Genomic DNA, 19,341 nt, shown 5'->3' with positions numbered 1-19,341 from the left:
TCCATGGACGTCGATCCGACCGTCTTCCGCCTGGCGATCTTCGTGCTCGCCATCTTCGTGGGCTACTACGTGGTCTGGAGCGTGACGCCCGCGCTGCACACGCCGCTGATGGCCGTCACGAACGCCATTTCCTCGGTGATCATCGTGGGCGCCCTGCTGGCGGCCGCGGCCTCGGGGCAGGACGGCGAGCTCACCCGCAACGTGCTGATCTCCAAGGGCGCCGGCGCGGTCGCCGCCGCCTTCGCCGCGGTCAACATCTTCGGCGGCTTCCTCGTCACCCAGCGCATGCTGGCCATGTACAAGAAGAAGGATCGCTCGAAGTGAACGCCAACGTCGCCGCGATCCTCTACCTCGTCTCAGGCGTCCTCTTCATCCTGGCGTTGCGGGGACTGTCCTCGCCGACCACCAGCCAGGCGGGCAACCGCAACGGCATGATCGGCATGGCGATCGCCGTGGGCACAGTGCTGGCCACGCTGTGGAGCCAGGGGGCGCTGGACGCCTTCACCCTGGCGCTTATCGTCGGCGGCGTCGCGATCGGCGGCGTCATCGGCGCGGTGATCGCCAAGCGGGTGGCGATGACGTCCATGCCGCAGCTGGTGGCCGCCTTCCACAGCCTCGTCGGCATGGCCGCCTGCCTGGTGGCGGTCGCCGCCATCCACACGCCGGAGGCCTACGGCATCGGCGTAGCAGGCGAGATCCACGGCGCCTCGCTCATCGAACTGTCGCTGGGCCTCGCCATCGGCGCCGTCACCTTCACGGGCTCGGTAATCGCCTTCGCCAAGCTGAACGGCAACATGAGCGGCGCGCCGATCCTGCTGCCGGCCCGCCACCTGCTGAACGTCGCGATCGGCCTCGGCATCATCGCGCTGATCGTGGTCCTGGTGCTGAGCGGCGGCCAAGCGCTGTGGGCGTTCTGGGGCATCTTCGCGCTCAGCCTGCTGATCGGCGTGACCCTGATCATCCCGATCGGCGGGGCCGACATGCCCGTCGTGGTGTCGATGCTGAACAGCTATTCCGGCTGGGCGGCCGCGGCGCTGGGCTTCACGCTGGAGAACACCACCCTGATCATCACCGGCGCCCTGGTGGGCAGCTCGGGCGCCATCCTCAGCTACATCATGTGCAAGGGGATGAACCGCAGCTTCGTCTCGGTGATCCTGGGCGGCTTCGGGGCCGACGACAGCGCCGCCGCCGCGGGCGGCAAGGTTGAGACCCGTCCGGTCAAGCAGGGCTCGGCCGATGACGCGGCCTTCATCATGAAGAACGCGTCCAAGGTGATCATCGTCCCCGGCTACGGCATGGCGGTCAGCCAGGCGCAGCACGCGCTGCGCGAGATGGCCGACAAGCTGAAGGAGGAGGGCGTCGAGGTGAAGTACGCCATCCACCCCGTCGCCGGCCGCATGCCCGGGCACATGAACGTGCTGCTGGCCGAGGCGAACGTCCCCTACGACGAGGTCTTCGAGCTGGAGGACATCAACTCCGAGTTCTCGACGGCCGACGTCGCGTTCGTGATCGGCGCCAACGACGTCACCAATCCGGCGGCGAAGACGGACCCGGCCTCGCCCATTTTCGGCATGCCGATCCTGGACGTGGAGAAGGCTCGTACCGTGCTGTTCGTGAAGCGCGGCATGGCCTCGGGCTACGCGGGGGTGGAGAACGAGCTGTTCTTCCGCGACAACACCATGATGCTGTTCGCCGACGCCAAGAAGATGGTCGAAGGTATCCTGAAGGGCCTCTGAGGCCCTTCGGAGCTCAGCCGAAGATGTCGTCGCCGCTCCTAGAGCGGGCGAGCAGCTCCAGCGGGTCCCAATGCGTCAGGGCGAGGTCGTCGCTATAGACGAGGACGTAGCCGTCCATCACGCCGTCGCCATCGAAGTCGATGTCCACCCGCCGGGGGTCGCCCTGGCCGGTTCCGGCCCCGGTCAGCCCAGGGCCGCCGGTGTTCGTCGGCGGGCTGAAGCTGCCGATCGGATCGCCGCTGGTCGGAGGCTGGCCGCCGCCGGTCCCGCCGCTTTCCTCGCCGCCCGGATCCGGCGTCATCGGCGTCGTCGGCGGCGGTAAGGTGGGAGGCGCGAGCGAGACCGTGCTGCCGTTCGGGGCGACCAGCCGGTCCCCGTCCAGGAAGCTGAAATCGGTGATCACGCCCAGCAGGGTCTCGGCCTGACCCAGTGCGTGCGGAGCGACGATCACGAAGGTGTCGGCGCCTGCGCCGCCGGTGGCGGTGACCTGCGCGCCCAGCTCGAGCTGGTCGTCGCCGGCGCCGCCTTCGAGGACGTCGGCGCCGCCGCCGCCGCGGAGCGTGTCGTCGCCGTCGCCGCCGATCAGCCGCTCGTCGGCGGCCGTGCCCGTCAGCCGGTCGTCGCCCGAGGTGCCGGCGATGACGGTGGCGGGCTGGGCCTGCGCCACGGCGAAGGCTTCCACGGGCGCGGCCGGCGGAGCGGCCGGGAGCGGCGGCGCTTCGCTGGCGCGGAGTTCCACCGCCTGACCGACCGGCGCCGCTTCGGCGCCCGTGGTCGCCCCGAAAACCAGCAGCGTCGGGCGCGCCGGCGCCGGCTCGGCTAGGGCGGCGCCCTGGACGGCGAGTTCGCGCTCCTGCGTCGGGACCTTCAGATCCGGCGGCGGGGGCAGCGGGTCGGGCTCGGGCGACTGGGGCGGCGGCGCGGGCGCGGCTTCGGCCGTGCCGGCGAACTCGACCGTCTCGTAGAAGAAGGCAGTGGCGATGACGAGCGCGAGGAAGGTCTGCGCCTGGCGGCCGCCGAGGCTGAAGGGCACGACGACGGCGCCGTCTTCGTCCTCGCCGCCCACGTGGCTGTTCAGCTGCTCGCGCAGGGCCGAGTGCAGGTCGGCGCCTTCGCTGACCGCGTCGTCGACCGCCGAATGGACGACGAACTTGCCGTCGATGCGCGCCACATGGATCAGGACGTCGCCGTTTTCGTCGGTAACGACGCACCAGGGGTCGCCGGCGTCGGTGGCGCCGAAGACGGTTTCCACACGCACGCCTTCCGCCGCCAGCCGCTGGGCCAGCTCTTCCAGGCGCGCACGCTCGGTTGCCGTCCAGTCGCCGCTGGAACGCACTCGGGCGATGAAGGGAACGACGTCACCCATTGGGACGGGAGGTCTCCTGGTCTCCGGCGTCAGGCCGTGGCGCGGCCCTGAGCGGCCTCGGCCTCGAACAGCAGCCTGAAGAGTTCAGGCTCGTAGTACCGAAGCAGCGTCTTGGCGAACTCGCTGGGATCCAGCCCCAACGCCTGCGCCCAGGCCGCCTGGGTCTCGATGGGAAGCCGGCCCAACCCGCTCTCCACCTGTGAGACGAAGGTGTAGTAGCGCAGCCCCACCTTCTCCGCCAGTTCAGCTTGGGTCAGCCCCGCCGCTTCGCGCGCGGCCTTCAGCCAACGTCCGGCCTGCTGACGCAGCACCTTGATCTGGGCCGCCTTTATAGGGTCTGTTGCGGGTCTCGGCATCTGGGGTCCCTTCGGGCCCTCACGACCCTTGCAGGCGACGCGAGAGCGGACTACTACAGTTTTTCCGAAACAAATTAGTACACAACGAATAGCCGCTCGTCACCGGCTATCACAGCGCTCGAGAACGGGAAAGCGATGAAGCGTTTGTTCGTCTCGGCAGCGGTGCTGCCGCTTCTTCATGTTGCGGGCGCCCACGCCGAAACCAAGATCTCCACGGCCACGACCACCCCGGTCCGGACGTCGACCCTGGCGAACGGCCAGCCCGACTCGCTGCTGATCGAGGCAAACGGCTCGATCAAGCCGACCGCCTCCGGCGCGGCCGTCACGATGGACTCCGCCCACGATGTGAAAAACTCGGGCGCCATCGGCTTCACCGGCGTGAACAACGCCACGGGCGTGCTGCTCGTCGGCGGGGCCTCGGGCAACCTGACGAACGCCGGGTCGATTGACCTTTCGGAAGACTACACGCCCACCGACAGCGACAACGACGGCGACCTCGACGGCGCCTTCGCCCAAGGCTCGGGGCGCTTCGGCATCCGGGCGACCGGGCCGGGCGTGTTCACCGGCGCGATCCGCAACGAGAGCGTCATCAACATCGAGGGCAACGACTCGGCCGGCATCTCGCTGGAGACCGGCCTGGTCGGTTCGCTGACCAGCTCAGGCGCGGTCACGGTGCTGGGCGACCGTTCAAAGGGCGTCGCGGCGACGTCGGTCACGGGCGACGTGCGGATCACCGGTCCCGTCACGGTGCGGGGCGAGGGCTCGACGGCGGTGTCGCTGGGCGACGTCGGCGGCGGCGTGGTCCTGCAGAACAACCTCACCGCAACGGGCTACCGGTCGAACTCGCGTGTGGCCGACGACACCCAGCGCGGCAAGCTGGACGCCGACGACCTGAAGCAGGGCGGCGCGACCGTGCGCATCACCGGAAGCGTGGCCAAGGGCCTGCTGCTGGATCGTCCGCCGGCCGACGCCAGCACCGACGACAAGGACGAGGACGACGACGGCATCGAGGACGCGCTGGAAGCGACCTCGAACGTGGTGTCGTACGGCGGCGCCCCGGCGCTCGACATCGGCGGCGCTGGCGCGACCACGTTCGGCCAGGTGGGGACCGGCGACCGTGCGTTCGGCATCGTCAACCGCGGCCAGATCGCGGCGGACGGCGTCAACGACGGGGTCGCGGCCATCGCCGTGCGCATCGGCCAGACCGGCGGCGGGACCACCACCATCGCGGGCGGCCTGCACAACGATCGCCAGTCGATCAGCGCCAAGGCCTACGGCGCCGAGGCCACGGCGCTGCTGCTGAATCCCGGGGCGGTGGTGCAGACCATCCGCAACACCGGCGTGATCGCGGGCGACCAGGCGGGCGGCAAGCACAGCGGCCGCGGCATCGTCGACCTGTCGGGCAGCGTCAGCTACGTCGACAACGTGGGCGTCATCCGCGGCTCGGTGACGCCGAAGACGGGCGAGACCGCCACGGCCCGCGGCGTCGCCCTGGACCTTTCCGCCAATACCGGCGGCGTCTACGTCCGCCAGGGAAAGCTCGTCAGCACCGACGCGCCCCAGATCGTCGGCGACGTGCGGCTGGGCTCCGGCGCCGACACGGTGGACCTGCTGGCCGGCGTGCTCGTGGGCGACATCAGCTTCGGCGCCGGCGCCGACAGCTTCGCGATCGACGGCGGAGCGGTCGCCGCGGGTCGGCTGACCGACAGCGACGGGCGTCTTGCGATCGACGTGCGGGACGGCCGGCTGGCGGTGAGCAACGCCGAGCCGATCGCGCTCACCTCGCTGAACGTCGGAGCCAAGGGCGTGATCGCCGTTTCCATCGACCAGACGGCGGTCACCCGCTTCAACGTCGCGGGGGCCGCGACGCTGGCGACGGGCGCCAAGGTGGACGTGCAGCTGAAGTCGCTGGTGCGCGGCGCGCAGTCGTATGAGATCGTGCGGGCCCAGTCGCTGACGGTCGGCGACGTGGGCGCCACCCTGGCCGGGGCGCCGTTCCTGTACCAGGCCGCTCTGCGCGCCGACCAGACGGCCGGGGCGGTGTACGTCGACGTGCGGCCGAAGACGGCCGCCGAGATCGGGCTGAACCGATCGGGGACCCAGGCCTTCGCGGCGGTCTTCGACTCGCTCGACACCAACGACGCCATCGAGGCGGCCTTCCTGTCGCAGACGGACCAAGACGGCTTCCTGAACCTCTACGACCAGATGCTGCCCGACCACTCGGGCGGGTCGATCATGTCGGCGGCCGCCATATCGTCGGCGATCTCGTCGGCGACGGCCCAGCCGATGGCCATCGACCGGGAGTCGGGCATGGGCGTCTGGGCCCAGGAGATCCTGTTCGAGATCCGCCGCGACCGCAGCGATGCGGCCGGCTTCAAGTCGCAGGGCTTCGGCCTGGCCGCGGGCGTCGACCTGCTGGGCGAAGCCAACGCCCTGGGTCTCGCCGGCGCCTTCGTGGCCACCGAGTACCGCGACCGCGGCGCGGCGGCCGGCGAACAAATCTCGATGAACGTCCTGAACGGCGGCGGCTACTGGCGCTTCAACTCGGGCGGCCTGCAGGCCACGGCCCGGGCCGGCCTTGGCTTCGTCTGGTTCGACGGCGACCGCCGCCTGCTGGGCAGCGGCTTGGACCTGCGGTCGGAAGCCGACTGGACCGGCTGGATCGTCGACGCGCACGCCGGCGCCTCGTACACGCTGGAAATGGGCGCCTTCTACGCGCGCCCCGAGATCGGCGTCGACTATCTGCGGCTCAGCGAAGACGGCTACACCGAAGAGGGCGGCGGCGACGGCTTCGACCTGACGGTCGGAAAGCGCAAGGGCGACCTGCTGACCGGTCAGGCGGCCCTGGCGCTCGGCTTCCGCTTCGGCGACGAGATCTACTGGGCGCCTGAGGTGAAGGTGGGCTGGCGGCACCGCCTGGCTGGCGATCCCGGCAAGACGACCGCCCGCTTCGGTTCCGACAACCCGTTCGTGCTCGACCCCGAGCAGGTGTTCGACGGCGGCCTGATCGCCCGCGTTGGCATCCGCGGCGGCTCGGACAAGGTGCTGTTCGCCCTCGACGGCGGCGGCACCTTCGAGGACGAGTACCGCGAGTACGACGTCCGGGCGACGGTCCGCTTCCAGTTCTGACGTCGAAACTGGACAGTCATTTGACGGTCCAGTTTCCTTTTCGCTCAGTGCTCATGGCCTTTTCGGGCAAGCCGCCTAACAACGGTTTGCCCCCGGTCAAGATTTTGCCTAGAAGCGCCGCCAGTTAACCACGCCTTCGCGGTTGGGTTTGCCGAAGCTTGGCTGTCCGGGTCGGGGCGGTCTTGCCGATTAGCTCGGCGTAGGTGGAGTTGACGGCTTTGACGGACCTGAGCTTGGCCCAGGACGGGCCTGCGCGGCATTGGCTCTTCGACGCGGCGCTGGGCGGGATCGCCGCTCTGGGCGCGATCACGCTGGCGCACGCGGCGCTGCCGGACCTGCCGCGGGCGGGCCCGCCGCCCGCCGCGCGCATCGCGCCGCCCGCGCCGGCTCCGCAGCCGGCCGAGCCGCCGGTGTTGATCGCCTTCCAGGATCCGGTGCCCGGGCGCGTGGTGGTCTCGCCTTTCGGGCTGCGGCAGCTGCCGTGGGAAGAGGGCGGCCGGCTGCACGCCGGGGTCGACATCCAGGCGAACTTCGGCGAGCCGGTGCGCGCCGCTGCTGACGGCGTCGTGGTCGAGGCCGGTCAGAATTCCAGCTATGGCCGCTACGTGGCCCTGAAGCACGCCGAGGGGCTGACCACGTTCTATGCCCACATGGGCGGGGTGGCCCAGCACCTGCGTCCAGGCCTGGCGGTCAAGGCGGGCCAGGTGGTCGGCAAGATCGGCTCGTCGGGAACCTCGACCGGGCCGCACCTGCATTTCGAGATCCGCGACCGCCGCGACCGCCCACTGAACCCCTCGCTGTTCCTGGGCCGCGAGTTCGCCGAGGCCGACGACTTGCCGCTGCGCAAGGCCCAGCGCTTCGGCCGCACGGTGCGCATCGCCCACGTGTCGATGATCCCCCAGAGCAAGCGCGCGCTGATGGAGGCCAAGCTCGAGCGGGAGGCCGCCGAGAAGGCTCTGCGGCTGGCTGAGCGCGACCCGAAGGCCGCTTCAGTGGGCGCGTTCGACGCCGCGAGCGCCGCCCGCGACGCGGCGACCGTCGAGAAGATGGATGGGCTGAAGGTGCTGCCGATCGGCGAGGACGGCCGCCCGCGGGGTCAGATCAGCTCGTAACCGCTCGACGAGGCCGCGCCGCCGGGCCATAGGTCGGGCGTGCGGGGAGACCTCATCGATATCGGCGGACGCCGGCTGCGCGCCGTCCGCGCCGGACCTGAAGCGCCGGCGCCTCTGGTGGTGTGCGAACACGGCGCCTTCGGCTGCGCCGCCGATTGGGCGGTGGTGCAGGAGAAGCTGGCCGCCAAGGGCCTGCGCAGCATCGCCTACGATCGCGCCGGCATGGGCCATTCCGAACCCGGACCCCTGCCGCGCGACGGCCGCGCGGCCAACGCCGACCTCGCCGCCCTGCTGCGGGCGATGGGCGAGACCGGCCCGTTCGTCCTGGTCGGACATTCCATGGGTGGCCTGAGCTCGCGTCTGTTCGCCCTGACCCACCCGGAGCGGGTCTCGGGGCTGGTGCTGGTGGACGCGGTGACGCCGGACGCGCTGGGGCTGCCTGGCGTCCCGGCCGCGGTGGCGGCTTTCGGCCAGCTGCTGCGGCTGGCGAGCCTCGCCGGCCGGGTGGGCCTGATGGTCCCGGTGTCGCTGCTCACGGGCAACCTGATCGGCCTGACCGGCGAGGCCAAGCCCGAAAAGCGCAGGATCCACGCCTCGCACGTCCACGCCCGCTGGGCGGCGGAGGAGGTGCTCATGTGGCCCAGGACCTCGTCCCTTGCCGGGGCGGCGGAGCTGCCGGAGACCTTGCCGGTAGCGGTGGTCACGGCTGGCGCGGCCCACACGCGCAAGCCCCTGAAGGCGATGCAGGAGACGCCGGCCCGGCGCTCACGGTTCGGCCACATCGACCACGTCGCGCGCTGCAACCACGCCAATCTGCTGGGGCCGCGGTTCGCCGACGCCATCGTCCGCGGCGTCGAACATGTGCTGAGCGCTAGTCGGGTTCGCGCGGGATAAGGCCTGCGGCGGCGCGCAGCCGCTCGCCCACCAGGCTGCGGACCGCGGCCGGCCCGTCGGGCGCCAGAAGCGGGCAGCTCACGAGCTCGCCGTCCAACACGACCGGCAGGGCGCCCCGCGCGGCCGCCGGGACGTCGCGCAGCGCCGCCTGCTCGTCCTTCGAGAGGCGGGCCATGAGGCCGGCCAGGCGCCGGACAGTGATCCGGCGAGACGCCGTGAATTCGAACCGGCCGTCCCAGACGGCCGTCGCGCCGGGCTCGAGCTCGACCGACGCTAGCCCGCCGCGGGCGGCCTCGCCGGCTTCCCGGAAGATGCGCACCTTGGTCTCGTCCGCTTCGATCCGGGCCCCGGCGAGGGTGGCGACGAGGGGCTCCCTGCCACTGAGCGCCGCGGCGATCCGGCCGATCCGGCCCGACGGCGGGCGTCGGCTTCCGCCGCCAGCGCAGACGCAGGTCATGCCAAGAACCGCCTCTCCAGCCGCCTCAAGGGCGTCGCGCTCGAACACCAGAACGCCGAGCGCCTCCTCGACGTGGACCTGCAGCGGCGCCGGATCTTCCGGCGGAGCGGTGTCGTCGGCCGCGGCGAAGGGACGTGCGCGGGCGCGGGCGTAGCGAGGGTCGGCGTTCGCGGGATCATCGGTCCAGCGCTCGCCACGCGCCACCAGCCAGTCACGCAGCGCGGCGCGGCGGGCTTCCAGCAGCGGCCGCAGCAGGAAGACGCCACGGCCTTCCGGCCATGCCGGCGACGGCGCCCAGACGCGCGGCTCGGGCGTGGTCGAGCCCTCCGCCCGCATGCGGCGGGCCTCCAGCACGTCGTCGGCGGTGTGGCCCATCAGGAGGACGCTGGCGCCGTCCTGCCGAGCCGCGTCGGCCAGCAGGCGATGGCGGGCGGCGCGGGCCGCCGCAGGCAGGCCGCGGGCGGGCTTCTCGCCCTCCCAGGACAGCGCGCGGAACGGCCGGCCGAGGCGGGCTGCGACGTCCGCGCAGCCGCGGGTCCAGGCGGCGCTCTCCGGCTGCAGCCGATGGTCGACGGTGAGCACGACCAGCTCGCGCCGGGCCTTACGCGCCCAGGCGTCGGCGATCAGCAGCAGGGCCAGCGAGTCGCCGCCGCCCGAGAACGCTACCGCAAGCGGGCGGTCGCGCCTGAGGGACAGTCGGCGGTCGAGGTGGGCGCGGACGGCTGGCTCTAGGCCGCGCACTTCGCCTGGGTGCGGGTGGCGGCGGCCCGGCTGGTGATGTTCGCCGGCGCCTTGGGATAGCGCTTCGGCAGCTCGGCCAGGGTGCGGCAGGCGTCCTGCGCCCTCTTCAGCTGCACCAGCGAGCGGGCCAGTTCGACCACGCCGTCGGGCGCCCAGCTGGCCTGGGGCCAGCCGCGGATGGCCGCGAGATAGGCGGTCGCGGCGTCTGCGTGGGCGCCGCGGACGCTGAGCGTCTTGCCCAGCCAGTAGCGGGCCTCGGCCGTGCGCTGGTGGTCGGGATAGGTCTCGACGAAAGCGGCGAAGGCGGCTTCGGCGCCGTCGTAGTCGCCGGCCAGCATCAGTTGCCGGGCGCGGGTGAAGGCCTCCGTCGGATCGCCCACCGCGGCCGGTGTGACGCCCGCCGACGGGGCCGGCGGGGCGGCGGCCTGCTCCATGGCGGCCAGCTTCTCGGACAGGCCCTGCACCTGGGTCTTCAGCAAAGCGTTGTCGCGCTTGGCCTGGTCGAGTTCGAAGGTGGCGGTCTCGAGCGTGCCGTTCAGGCGGCGCAGGGTCTGCTCCAGGTCGGCGAGGCGGCCGGAGAGCTCCTCCATCCGCGCGTCGGTGTCGGCCGGCTGCACGACGACCGGCTTTCCGGTGTCGCGCAGCTGGAAGACGATGGCGCGCAGCTCGCGGACGACCTTCTCCATGCGCTCAACGCGACGGGCGTCGCGGGCGTCGAGCGGATCCTCGGCCGGGGTGGCCGGCAGGGGCGTCTGGGACGACGCGGGCGCCGCCGTCGCAAGGACGGCGAACGCCAGCGCGGGAAGGACGAAGCGGCTACGCGACATCGGTCAGGCCTCTTAGCGCGCGCCGCTCACGATGGCGGTGCGGGCGTTGCGGTTCTTCTGGTAGGCCTCCTCGCTCGTGCCCGGATCCAGGGGCTGTTCCTTGCCGAACGAGATGGTCGAGATGCGGTCGCTGGTGACGCCGCGCGACACCAGGTAGTCGCGCACCGCGTTGGCGCGCCGCGCGCCGAGGGCCAGGTTGTACTCGCGGGTGCCGCGTTCGTCCGCATTGCCTTCGATGCGGACGCGCACGCTGCCGTAACGCCGCAGCCAGTTCGCCTGGGCGTCGAGGAGCGGACGGGCGTCGTCGCGGACGTCGTGGCTGTCGAGGTCGAAGTAGACCCGGTCGCCGACGTTGACGACGAAGTCCTGAGCCGAACCCGGCACGGCGGACAGCGGCTGCTCGCCCACGGGCGGCGGGGTGTTGACGCCCTCGGAGGCGGCCGGCGGCGGGGTGGTCGGCGGCGCCGTGTCGAACTTCGGCTTGGGCCGGCTGCCGCAGGCGGCCACGGACGCGGCGGCCACGGCGACCAGCGCCAGGCGGAGCGCCGTGCTCCTGTTCACGCTTCCAACCATCCTCAAGTCTCCTCGCATTTCGGGTTCGGTTTCATAGTCAGGGTCTATCGGGCGGGATTTGGGCGCAAGCTAGTTCAGCAGCGGCGACCAGGCGGGGTCCGATCCGGAGCCGGGGTAGGGCATCGGCTGCAACACCCGGCCGGTGACGTCCACGCTCCACAGCCTGGGCGCGCCGCCGGGCGTCTCGCGCGAGAACATCAGCACGCGGCCGTTCGGCGCCCAGGTCGGGCCCTCGTCCAGGTAGCTGGAGGTCAGGAGGCGCTCGTCCGAGCCGTCGGGCCGCATCACCCCGATGTGGAACTGGCCGCCCACCTGCTTGGTGAAGGCGATGAACTCGCCCGTGGGGCTCCAGACGGGCGTGGTGTAGCGCCCCTGGCCGAAGGAGATCCGGCGGGGGTTCGAGCCGTCGGCGCCCATGATGTAGAGCTGCGGCGAGCCCGAACGGTCCGAGTTGAAGACGATCCGCTGGCCGTCCGGCGAGAACGACGGCGAGGTGTCGATCGAAGGGTCGGACGTCAGGCGGGTGCTCGATCGGCTGGACAAGCTCATTACGAAGATGTCGCTGTTGCCGCCGCGCTCGACCGAGAACGCCACGCGGCCGCCGTCGGGCGAAAAGCGCGGGGCGAACACCATGCCCTGGAAGCTGCCCAGGCTCTCGCGCCGGCCGGTCTCGAGGTTGAAGAGGTAGATCGACGAGCCCTCGGGCCGCAACGACATGTAGGTGATCTCCTGGCTGTTCGAGGAGAACCTGGGCGTCATGACGATGTACGAGCCGTCGGTCAGGTAGCTGGGATTGGCGCCGTCCTGGTCCATGATGGCCAGCCGCTTCACCCGCTTCGCCCGCGGGCCGCTCTCGGCGACGAACACCACGCGGGTGTCGAAATAGCCTTTTTCCCCCGTCAGCCGCTCATAGACGGCGTCCGAGATCTTATGGGCGACGCGGCGCCAGTTCTCGGGGCTGGAGGTGAACTGCAGGCCCAAGAGCTGCTGTTCGGCGAAGACGTCCCACAGCCGGAAGTCGACCCGCAGCCGGCCGCCCTCGACGGTCACCTGCCCGTTCACCAGCGCCTGGGCGTTGATCTGCTTCCAGTCGGCGAAGCGCGGCTGGACCGCCGCGTTCAGGTCGCGCTCGACGAAGCTCGCCGGGTCCAGCGGCCGGAACAGGCCCGAACGCTGGAGATTGGCGCTGATGACCTGGGCGATGTCCGCGCCCTGCTGGCCGCCGAAAGCGGGCACCGCGATCGGCAGCGGCTGGACGTCGCCGCGGTTGACGTTGACCTCGATCTCGGCCCGCGCGGCCGGCGCTGTGAGGCCGATCGCGAAGAGGCAGACGAGCGCGAGCATCAGGGGCTTCAGCCGCATGGATAGGCTCCGGAAGGTGTTCGTCATCGGGCGGCGCAGGCCTCCCGGGCGTTGAAGTTCACGGCGATGCGCTGACCATAGTAGTCGCGCGACAGGCCACGGAAAGGCGAAGCGGCGTAGACGGCGCGTTCGGCGCGTTCGGCGGACGTCCGGGCGACGGCCGAATTGCCTCCCTGACGGATTTCGGAGGTCACCTGGCCGACCAGCTGGCCGCCCGAGCCAATGTTGAAGACGACGCGGACGACCACGTCGCGGCCGCCCTCCACCTCGCAGTTCGGGTTCCAGCGGCGCTGCAGCTCCTGCACGAGGCCCTGCATGTCGGCGCCGGCGGCTAGGCCCGAGCCTGCCGTGTTGCGCGGCGTGGGCGAGGTGGCGGGGCGGTTGGCGCCCCGCGGCGCCTTGGACAGGGTCTGCTCCAGGCTGGCGAAGAAGTCCTGGCTGTCGGCCTGCTTGGTGGCCGGGCGTGCGCTCTTCTGGGGAGGCGCCGGCTTGGGGGCCGGCGTTGGCGGCGCGGCCTTCGGCGTCGGCGCCACCTTGGGCGTGGGCGTCGGCGGCGCCGGTGTGGGCGGCGTCGGTTGCGGCGTCGGCGGCTGAGGCGTCACGGGCGCGTCCGGCGTGGGCGTCTCGGTGAGCGCGGTCTGCTCCGTCGGGCCTTCGATGGCGGGACGCGTGTCGAGGTCAGGCGCGCTGGAGACGATGGTCACCGGCGTGACGGCGCCCACCTTCAGGTCGCGGGCGCCCCAGGAGATCATCAGCGCGGCGGCCACGCCCGCGTGCAACGCGAGCGAGCCGATAGCCGCAGGAGAGACCTCGATCCGCCTCACGGGCCGGCCGGCTCCTCGATGCCGGAGGACGGCCCGCCGGTGTCCGTGATCAGGTTGATGGTCGTGAAGCCGGACGTGGAGAGCGACGCCATCACCTGGGCCACCACCTCATAGGTCGCGCGCCCGTCGGCGCGGACGTAGATCGGCCGCTTGGTGTCGCCCTCGGTCATGGCCTGCAGGCGCGGGGCCAGCGTGGCGAAGGGCACGGGGTCCTCGCCGACGTAGATGCCGCCGTCGGCGCGGATCGACAGGGTGATCGGCTCGGGCTGGTCCTGCATGGCGCCCGCCTCGGTCTTCGGCAGCTCGACGGGCACGCCGGCGGTCAGGAGCGGCGCGGAGATCATGAAGACGATCAGCAGCACGAGCATCACGTCGACGAGCGGCGTGACGTTGATCTCGGATAGCGCCCCGCGCCGGCCGCGGCCGTAACGGCGGCGGCGCTTGGCCCCGCCGCCCGCAGCGAAGGCGTCGTTGGCCGAGAGCGCCATCTACGCGCGCTCCGCCAGGCGGCGCTGGATGGCGGTCGACAGGTCGTCGGCGAAGCCTTCCAGGCGGGCCGTGTACTTGCCGGCCGAAGTGCTGAAGGCGTTGAAGGCGATGTAGGCGGGGATGGCGGCCACCAGGCCGATGGCCGTCGCGAACAGGGCCTCTGCGATGGAGGGGGCGACGATCGCCAGCGAGGTGTTCTTCTGGATGGCGATCGCCTGGAACGAGTTCATGATCCCCCAGACCGTGCCGAACAGGCCCACGAACGGCGAGGCGGTGGCGACGATGGCGAGCGCGCCCAGGCCGCTCTCCACCCGCGAGCTCTCACGCGCGATGGTGGCGTCCAGGTGCCGGTCGATGCGCTGGATCAGGAAAGCGACCTGGCCTTCCGAGGCCTGGCCCTTCTGGCGGGCGTCGCGCCATTCCTTCAGCGCGCCCTGCAGCATGCGGGGCAGGGCGTGGCGGGGGCGCTCGCCGGCCTCGGCGGCGATGTCCTCGAGGCTGCGGCCCGAGGCGACCTGGTCCTCGAACTTGGTGGCCTCGCGGTTCAGGGCGGCGAACCGGAACAGCTTGTCCAGGATGATCGTCCAGGACCACAGCGAGGCCGCCGCGAGGGCCACCATGACCAGCTTCACGACCCAGTCGGCCTGCATGAACAGGTTTACGGCGTTGAAGCTCTCGGGAGTGACGGCGGCCGGGTCCATCGAGGTCCTTCTCTTCGGGTCTTTCGGTGGTGCTTGGCGGGGTTCGGTGGCGAACTTATGGCGCTGAAAACAGCGGCTTGAGCTGTTCGACAAGACCTGGCGGCGGGCGCCGCGCGCGGCCGTCCAGGCTGATGCAGGCGGCCTCCACCTGGGCCTGGGCGATGAGCTCGTCGCCGCGCAGGATGCGCTGGCTGACAAAGAGTCGCGGGCCCTTCACGGCGTCGTAGGTCGTGCGCACCGTCAGCGCGTCGTCGACCCGCGCGGCGCGCTTGAAGTCGATGGCCATGTGCGTGACGGCGAAGGCGGCCGGCTCAGGCAGTTCCGCCAGCGCCGTGTGGCTGACGCCGCAGACCCGCAGGAAGTCGCTCCGCCCACGCTCGAAATAGCGCAGGTAGTTGGCGTGGTAGACGACGCCGGTGAAGTCGGTGTCCTCGTAATAGATGCGCACCGGCAGGACGTGCTCACGGCCTTCCAGCCAGCCGGCGGTGGGCTCGGTGGCGTTCATTGGTCGAACAGGTCGGCCGGCGGGGCCGCTCCCTTCGGCGCTTGAAGACCGAGGTGCTCGTAGGCCTTGGCGCAGGCCATGCGGCCGCGCGGCGTGCGCTGGATGAAGCCCTGCTGCAGCAGGAAGGGCTCGATGACGTCTTCCACCGCGTCGCGGGCTTCGGCGATCGCGTAGGCCAGGGTCTCGACGCCGGCTGGGCCGCCCGCATAGTTCTCGATAAGGGCGCGCAGGTAGCGGCGGTCCAGGGAGTCCAGCCCCTGTTCGTCGACCTCGAGCCGGGCGAGCGCGGCGGCCGCGGCCTTGCGATCGATCACGGCGGCGCCGTCGGCCGCGGCGAAATCCCGGACCCGGCGCAGCAGGCGGCCGGCGACGCGGGGGGTGCCTCGGGCGCGGGCGGCGATCTCGGCGGCGCCCGTCGGGTCCAGCGGCGCGCCCATCTTCTTGGCGGCGCCCAGCAGCACCTTGGACAGCTCGTCGTGGGTGTAGAACTCCAGCCGGATGGGGATTCCGAAGCGGTCGCGCAGCGGCGTCGCCAGCAGACCCGCGCGGGTGGTCGCCGCCACCAGCGTGAACGGCGCGAGGTCGATGCGCACCGAACGCGCCGACGGCCCCTCGCCGATCACCAGGTCCAGGACGTGGTCCTCCATCGCCGGATAGAGGATCTCCTCCACGTTGGCGGCGAGCCGATGGATCTCGTCGATGAAGAGGACGTCACGCGGCTCGAGATTGGTCAGGATGGCCGCGAGGTCGCCGGCCTTGGCCAGAACGGGTCCCGAGGTGGCGCGGAAGTTCACGCCCAGTTCGCGGGCGACGATCTGCGCGAGCGTCGTCTTGCCCAGGCCGGGCGGCCCGAACAGCAGCACGTGGTCCAGGGCCTCGCCGCGGTTGCGGGCGGCGTCGATGAAGACCGAAAGGTTGGCCTTCGCCTGCTGCTGCCCGACGAACTCGGCCAGCGTCTGCGGGCGCAGCGCCCGGTCGGCCGGCTCGAACGCACCGGGTTCGCCCGAGACGAGCCGGCTCATCGCCCCAGCTCCTGCAGGGCGGCCTTGATGAGCGCCGGCGGCTCGGCCTCTTCACCCAGGCGCAGGGCGGCGCTCTCGACGACGCGGCGGGCCTGCGGCTCGGCGATGCCAAGTCCCATCAGCGCGGCGACGGCCTCGCCGGCGGCGGACACCTTGATTGGCTGCGGCGAAGAGATCTGGGCGTGGAAGGCCGCGACGGGGCCGTCCGAGATCGGCTTGTCCTTCAGCTCGACGACGATCCGCTGGGCGAGCTTGGGGCCGACGCCGTTGGCGCGGGCCACCGCCGCCTTGTCTTCGCGGGCGACGGCGGCGGCGAGTTCCGGCGGCGGCAGCACGTCCAGCACCGACAGCGCCGCCTTGGGCCCGACGCCTTGGATGGTGCGCAGGATCACGAACGCCCGGCGTTCGTCGCGGCCCAGGAACCCATAGAGGGTGACGCCCGTCTGCTCACCGAACACGCTCTCGACGTGGACGACCGTTTCCTCGCCCACCGGCGGCAGGCGCGACAGGGTGCGCGCGCCGCAGCGGACGACATAGCCCACGCCCATGACGTCGATCAGGGCCTCTTCCTCGCCGACCTCGGCGACGATGCCGCGCAGGCGTCCGATCAAGGCGTGCGCTCCAGGTTCGAGAGGGGGCGAATCACGTTCGGCATGCGTTCCCGTGACCTACCGTGCGTACACGCGAGGGGAAACCTCGGACACGGGGATTTGTCCGCCCCTCAGGCGACGCGGCGGGCGGTCCTAGCGTGGGCGTGGGTTATGGCGACGGCCAGCGCGTCGGCGGCGTCGGACGTGGTCTTGCCGGCGGTGGGCAGCAGGCGGGCGATCATCCAGCCGACCTGGGCCTTGTCGGCGCCGCCGGCCCCGACGACCGCCTTCTTGACCACGGTCGCGGCATATTCGGCGACGGGGAGGCCGGCGCGGGCGGGGGCCACCAGGGCCATGGCGCGCGCATGTCCCAGCTTCAGGGCCGAGCGGGCGTTGTCGTTCATGAACGTTTCTTCGACCGCGGCCTCGTCGGGCGCGTGCTCGGCGATCACCGCCTCGATCCCCGCCAGCAGGAACAGCAGCCGTTCGGCGAAGGGCAGGGTGTCCTTGGGCGCGATCACGCCGTGGGCCACGTGGATCAGCCGCGCGCCCTCGCACGCCACCACGCCCCAGCCGGTGCGGCGCAGGCCGGGATCGAGCCCCAGGATGCGGACGGGTCGAATCGCGTTCATCGTCTGTTCCAGCATGCCGCAGCTAACCGGCGAAAGCTTGCCGAAAGATGATCAGCGCCAGAACTGGAAGGCGTCGAATCCCTGGACGACGGCCAGACGCGAGACGCCGAACGCCTCCGCGATGTCGGCCGCGAAGCCGAAGAACGCGCCGCCGAAGCCGGGAACGAGCAGCAGGGCGGCGATCAGCAGGATCATCGAAACTCCCTCGGCCTTGTGCAAGGCCGGGTTCCACGACTTCGGCAGGAACGGGCGGATCGCGCCGAAGCCGTCGAGGCCGGGGATCGGCAGCAGGTTGAGGATCAGCGCCGTCGCCTGGAGGAACGCCAACAGCGCCACGGCGTCGCCAAGCGGCGCCGGCCAACCGAGGCGGGACAGCAGGGCCAGGAGGATCAGCATGACCAACGTCGCGCCGGGGCCCGCCAGTGAGGCCGCCGCCCGCCAGCCGGGGCTGCGCATCAGGTCGTGACGCAGATAGACGGCGCCGCCGGGAAACCCGATGCCGCCCAGCGCGAGCGCGATCAGCGGGATGACCAGGCTGGTCCCCACGTCGCCATAGCGGCGCGGATCGAACGACAGATAGCCCTTGTCCCGCACCGTGTGGTCGCCGGCGAGGTAGGCGGTCAGCGCATGGCCGAACTCGTGTGCCATCACCGCGAGGATCCAGCCCAGGAATACGAAGGCGAAGGTGAGGGGGCCCAAGGTCGCGGGAGATGCGGCGGCCGCGAGACCTGCGCCCGCCGCCAGGAAGCCTGCGAGGATCGCCACGCCTACGAGGTTGTTGGGTGAAGCGGTGGCGGGCGTGGCGTTGTCGGTCATCTCGCCGATGTCCTACCGGCATTCGGCGACCGGATCGACCTTGTCCGGCGGCCCGCATCTCGTCTTCGTGAGCTCGGGATCGAAGCGGGACCACACGCATTCCTAGCGCTGCGGCGGCGTGGCCGTCGCTGGGCTGACGGAGCACCCATGGACCAGACCGCTGCGGCGGGGCCCGATCCGGCGCTGGCGCGCGCCGTGTCGGCCGATCTCGAAACCATCTTCCAGCCGGCGCCCGCGGCGCCCGAGGTGCTGCGCCCAGGTCGCGTGCGCAGTTTCGCCGCCGCGGCGGTCGCACGACGCGAACGGCGACCGGCGCAGGTCGGCGCCATGGTGGCCACCGCCCTGGCCGGCTTGGCCCTGGGCGCCTTCCTGACCAAGCCGACTTCGAAGGCCGAGGTCCAGCCGGCGCCGCAGGCGCAGCAGGTCGCGCGCATCGACGTGCCGCCGGTGACCACGCCACCCACGACGACACTCGCAGCGACCACGCCTCTCGCTGCGACGCCGGCGCCCACGCCCGCCTCGCCACGCGCCACGGAAGCCAAGGTCGAGCCAAAGAGGGCCGCCGCGCGAACGTCCGTCCGGAAGGCTTCGGCCGAGCGCCGACGCTCGGGCGGCTACGCCTGCAACGGCCTGACGCGCGCGGCCGAGGCGCGCTGCGCCTATCCGCAGGTGATGGCCGCGGACCGCTCGCTGCGCGCCGCCTACGACCGGGCCGTGCGCGCGGGCGTCTCGCGCAGCACCCTGGTGAACTACCGAAGCCGTTGGGCCAGCCTGCGCCACCGGGCCGACGACCAGCCCGCGAAGGTGATCTACGGCTACCGCGCCATGGCCCGCGACCTCGATCGCCTCTCGCGAGGGTCCGACACGTGACCGCAGGCGCCGAGGGAGAGCTGGTCTATGCCGTGGGCGACGTCCACGGCTGCTACGAGCAGATGAAGGCGCTGCTGGCGAGGATCGCCGCGGACTCGGCCGCGCGCGCCCGCGGGCGGCGACCGATCCTGATCTTCCTGGGCGACTACGTCGACCGTGGCCCGGAGTCGGCCAAGGTCGTGGAGGCGCTGATCTGGCTGAAGCGCCGGCCGGACCTCGAGGTGCGGCTGCTGAAGGGCAATCACGAGCAGGCCATGCTCGACTTCCTGGACGCGCCCGAGGCGAACCGCGCCTGGCTGCGCTGGGGCGGCGCCGAAACGCTGAGGGCCTATGGCGTCG

Annotated in this window: 21 protein-coding genes; 7 read left to right on the top strand and 14 right to left on the bottom strand. The window is 71.5% G+C overall.

Annotated features, from left to right (window positions below):
• The first annotated feature begins 3 nt into the window (after positions 1 to 3).
• On the top strand, positions 4 to 324 hold the full coding sequence (locus RIF93_RS00340; RefSeq protein ID WP_309087307.1) for a proton-translocating transhydrogenase family protein: 321 nt from the start codon (positions 4 to 6) through the stop codon (positions 322 to 324).
• Complete coding sequence (locus RIF93_RS00335; RefSeq protein WP_309087305.1) at positions 321 to 1,736, top strand: NAD(P)(+) transhydrogenase (Re/Si-specific) subunit beta; 1,416 nt, start codon at positions 321 to 323, stop codon at positions 1,734 to 1,736. Before RIF93_RS00340 ends, RIF93_RS00335 begins: the two co-directional genes overlap by 4 nt.
• Before the next feature lie 13 nt (positions 1,737 to 1,749).
• Here RIF93_RS00335 and RIF93_RS00330 read toward each other — a convergent pair whose 3' ends face one another.
• Both RIF93_RS00330 and RIF93_RS00325 read right to left on the bottom strand, forming a co-directional pair.
• Positions 1,750 to 3,102: a calcium-binding protein gene (locus RIF93_RS00330; protein ID WP_309087303.1), complete on the bottom strand. Its 1,353-nt coding sequence runs from the start codon at positions 3,100 to 3,102 to the stop codon at positions 1,750 to 1,752.
• Between the two features lie 29 nt (positions 3,103 to 3,131).
• A complete protein-coding gene (locus RIF93_RS00325) occupies positions 3,132 to 3,458 on the bottom strand; it encodes a helix-turn-helix transcriptional regulator (protein WP_309087301.1) in 327 nt (108 codons plus the stop codon).
• A 135-nt stretch (positions 3,459 to 3,593) separates the two neighbouring features.
• Between RIF93_RS00325 and RIF93_RS00320 the strand changes: the two genes are divergently transcribed.
• From RIF93_RS00320 to RIF93_RS00310, 3 genes are all read left to right on the top strand, one after another.
• Positions 3,594 to 6,587 (top strand): autotransporter outer membrane beta-barrel domain-containing protein, encoded by a 2,994-nt coding sequence (locus RIF93_RS00320; protein ID WP_309087299.1) that lies wholly within the window; start codon positions 3,594 to 3,596, stop codon positions 6,585 to 6,587.
• 218 nt (positions 6,588 to 6,805) lie between these two features.
• Positions 6,806 to 7,699, top strand: coding sequence for a M23 family metallopeptidase (locus RIF93_RS00315; RefSeq protein ID WP_309087297.1), 894 nt, complete (start codon positions 6,806 to 6,808; stop codon positions 7,697 to 7,699).
• 39 nt (positions 7,700 to 7,738) lie between these two features.
• Positions 7,739 to 8,593: an alpha/beta hydrolase gene (locus RIF93_RS00310; RefSeq protein WP_309087295.1), complete on the top strand. Its 855-nt coding sequence runs from the start codon at positions 7,739 to 7,741 to the stop codon at positions 8,591 to 8,593.
• Here RIF93_RS00310 and tilS read toward each other — a convergent pair.
• The 12 genes from tilS to RIF93_RS00250 all read right to left on the bottom strand — a co-directional run bounded on the left by tilS (position 8,571) and on the right by RIF93_RS00250 (position 18,132).
• Complete coding sequence (gene tilS / locus RIF93_RS00305; RefSeq protein WP_309087293.1) at positions 8,571 to 9,791, bottom strand: tRNA lysidine(34) synthetase TilS; 1,221 nt, start codon at positions 9,789 to 9,791, stop codon at positions 8,571 to 8,573. The two genes, RIF93_RS00310 and tilS, sit on opposite strands and share 23 nt — an antisense overlap.
• The gene (gene ybgF, locus RIF93_RS00300) at positions 9,779 to 10,618 is read right to left on the bottom strand and encodes a tol-pal system protein YbgF (protein WP_309087291.1); all 840 of its coding nucleotides are present in this window, start codon (positions 10,616 to 10,618) and stop codon (positions 9,779 to 9,781) included. Before ybgF ends, tilS begins: the two co-directional genes overlap by 13 nt.
• Before the next feature lie 12 nt (positions 10,619 to 10,630).
• A complete protein-coding gene (gene pal / locus RIF93_RS00295) occupies positions 10,631 to 11,191 on the bottom strand; it encodes a peptidoglycan-associated lipoprotein Pal (protein ID WP_309087289.1) in 561 nt (186 codons plus the stop codon).
• A 69-nt stretch (positions 11,192 to 11,260) separates the two neighbouring features.
• Entirely contained in the window at positions 11,261 to 12,553 is a 1,293-nt protein-coding gene (gene tolB, locus RIF93_RS00290) for a Tol-Pal system beta propeller repeat protein TolB (protein WP_309087287.1), read from the bottom strand.
• 23 nt (positions 12,554 to 12,576) lie between these two features.
• Positions 12,577 to 13,377, bottom strand: coding sequence for an energy transducer TonB (locus RIF93_RS00285; protein ID WP_309087285.1), 801 nt, complete (start codon positions 13,375 to 13,377; stop codon positions 12,577 to 12,579).
• Entirely contained in the window at positions 13,374 to 13,865 is a 492-nt protein-coding gene (locus RIF93_RS00280) for a biopolymer transporter ExbD (RefSeq protein WP_309087283.1), read from the bottom strand. Before RIF93_RS00280 ends, RIF93_RS00285 begins: the two co-directional genes overlap by 4 nt.
• The gene (gene tolQ / locus RIF93_RS00275; protein WP_309087281.1) at positions 13,866 to 14,567 is read right to left on the bottom strand and encodes a protein TolQ; all 702 of its coding nucleotides are present in this window, start codon (positions 14,565 to 14,567) and stop codon (positions 13,866 to 13,868) included.
• Positions 14,568 to 14,622: 55 nt separating this feature from the next.
• Positions 14,623 to 15,072, bottom strand: a complete 450-nt coding sequence (gene ybgC / locus RIF93_RS00270) for a tol-pal system-associated acyl-CoA thioesterase (protein ID WP_309087279.1) — start codon at positions 15,070 to 15,072, stop codon at positions 14,623 to 14,625.
• Positions 15,069 to 16,094 (bottom strand): Holliday junction branch migration DNA helicase RuvB, encoded by a 1,026-nt coding sequence (gene ruvB / locus RIF93_RS00265; protein WP_309087277.1) that lies wholly within the window; start codon positions 16,092 to 16,094, stop codon positions 15,069 to 15,071. Before ruvB ends, ybgC begins: the two co-directional genes overlap by 4 nt.
• On the bottom strand, positions 16,091 to 16,705 hold the full coding sequence (gene ruvA / locus RIF93_RS00260) for a Holliday junction branch migration protein RuvA (protein WP_309087274.1): 615 nt from the start codon (positions 16,703 to 16,705) through the stop codon (positions 16,091 to 16,093). Before ruvA ends, ruvB begins: the two co-directional genes overlap by 4 nt.
• Before the next feature lie 110 nt (positions 16,706 to 16,815).
• Positions 16,816 to 17,316 carry a crossover junction endodeoxyribonuclease RuvC gene (gene ruvC, locus RIF93_RS00255; protein WP_309087272.1) on the bottom strand — a complete coding sequence of 167 codons (501 nt, stop codon included), beginning with the start codon at positions 17,314 to 17,316 and terminating at the stop codon, positions 16,816 to 16,818.
• Between the two features lie 51 nt (positions 17,317 to 17,367).
• Positions 17,368 to 18,132, bottom strand: coding sequence for a site-2 protease family protein (locus RIF93_RS00250; RefSeq protein WP_309087270.1), 765 nt, complete (start codon positions 18,130 to 18,132; stop codon positions 17,368 to 17,370).
• A gap of 147 nt (positions 18,133 to 18,279) precedes the next feature.
• On the opposite strand from RIF93_RS00250, the gene RIF93_RS00245 reads away from it, so the two are divergent.
• Both RIF93_RS00245 and RIF93_RS00240 read left to right on the top strand, forming a co-directional pair.
• Positions 18,280 to 19,002, top strand: coding sequence for a hypothetical protein (locus RIF93_RS00245; RefSeq protein WP_309087268.1), 723 nt, complete (start codon positions 18,280 to 18,282; stop codon positions 19,000 to 19,002).
• Positions 18,999 to 19,341, top strand: a 343-nt coding sequence (locus tag RIF93_RS00240) for a metallophosphoesterase (protein ID WP_309087266.1), incomplete at its 3' end; no start/stop codon positions are given. The genes RIF93_RS00245 and RIF93_RS00240, both read left to right, overlap by 4 nt.

Source organism: Phenylobacterium sp. (genome assembly GCF_031181185.1).
Taxonomy (GTDB): domain Bacteria; phylum Pseudomonadota; class Alphaproteobacteria; order Caulobacterales; family Caulobacteraceae; genus Phenylobacterium.
The sequence above is the reverse complement of the archived record's forward strand: the minus strand, read 5'-3'. Positions and strand labels throughout refer to the sequence as shown.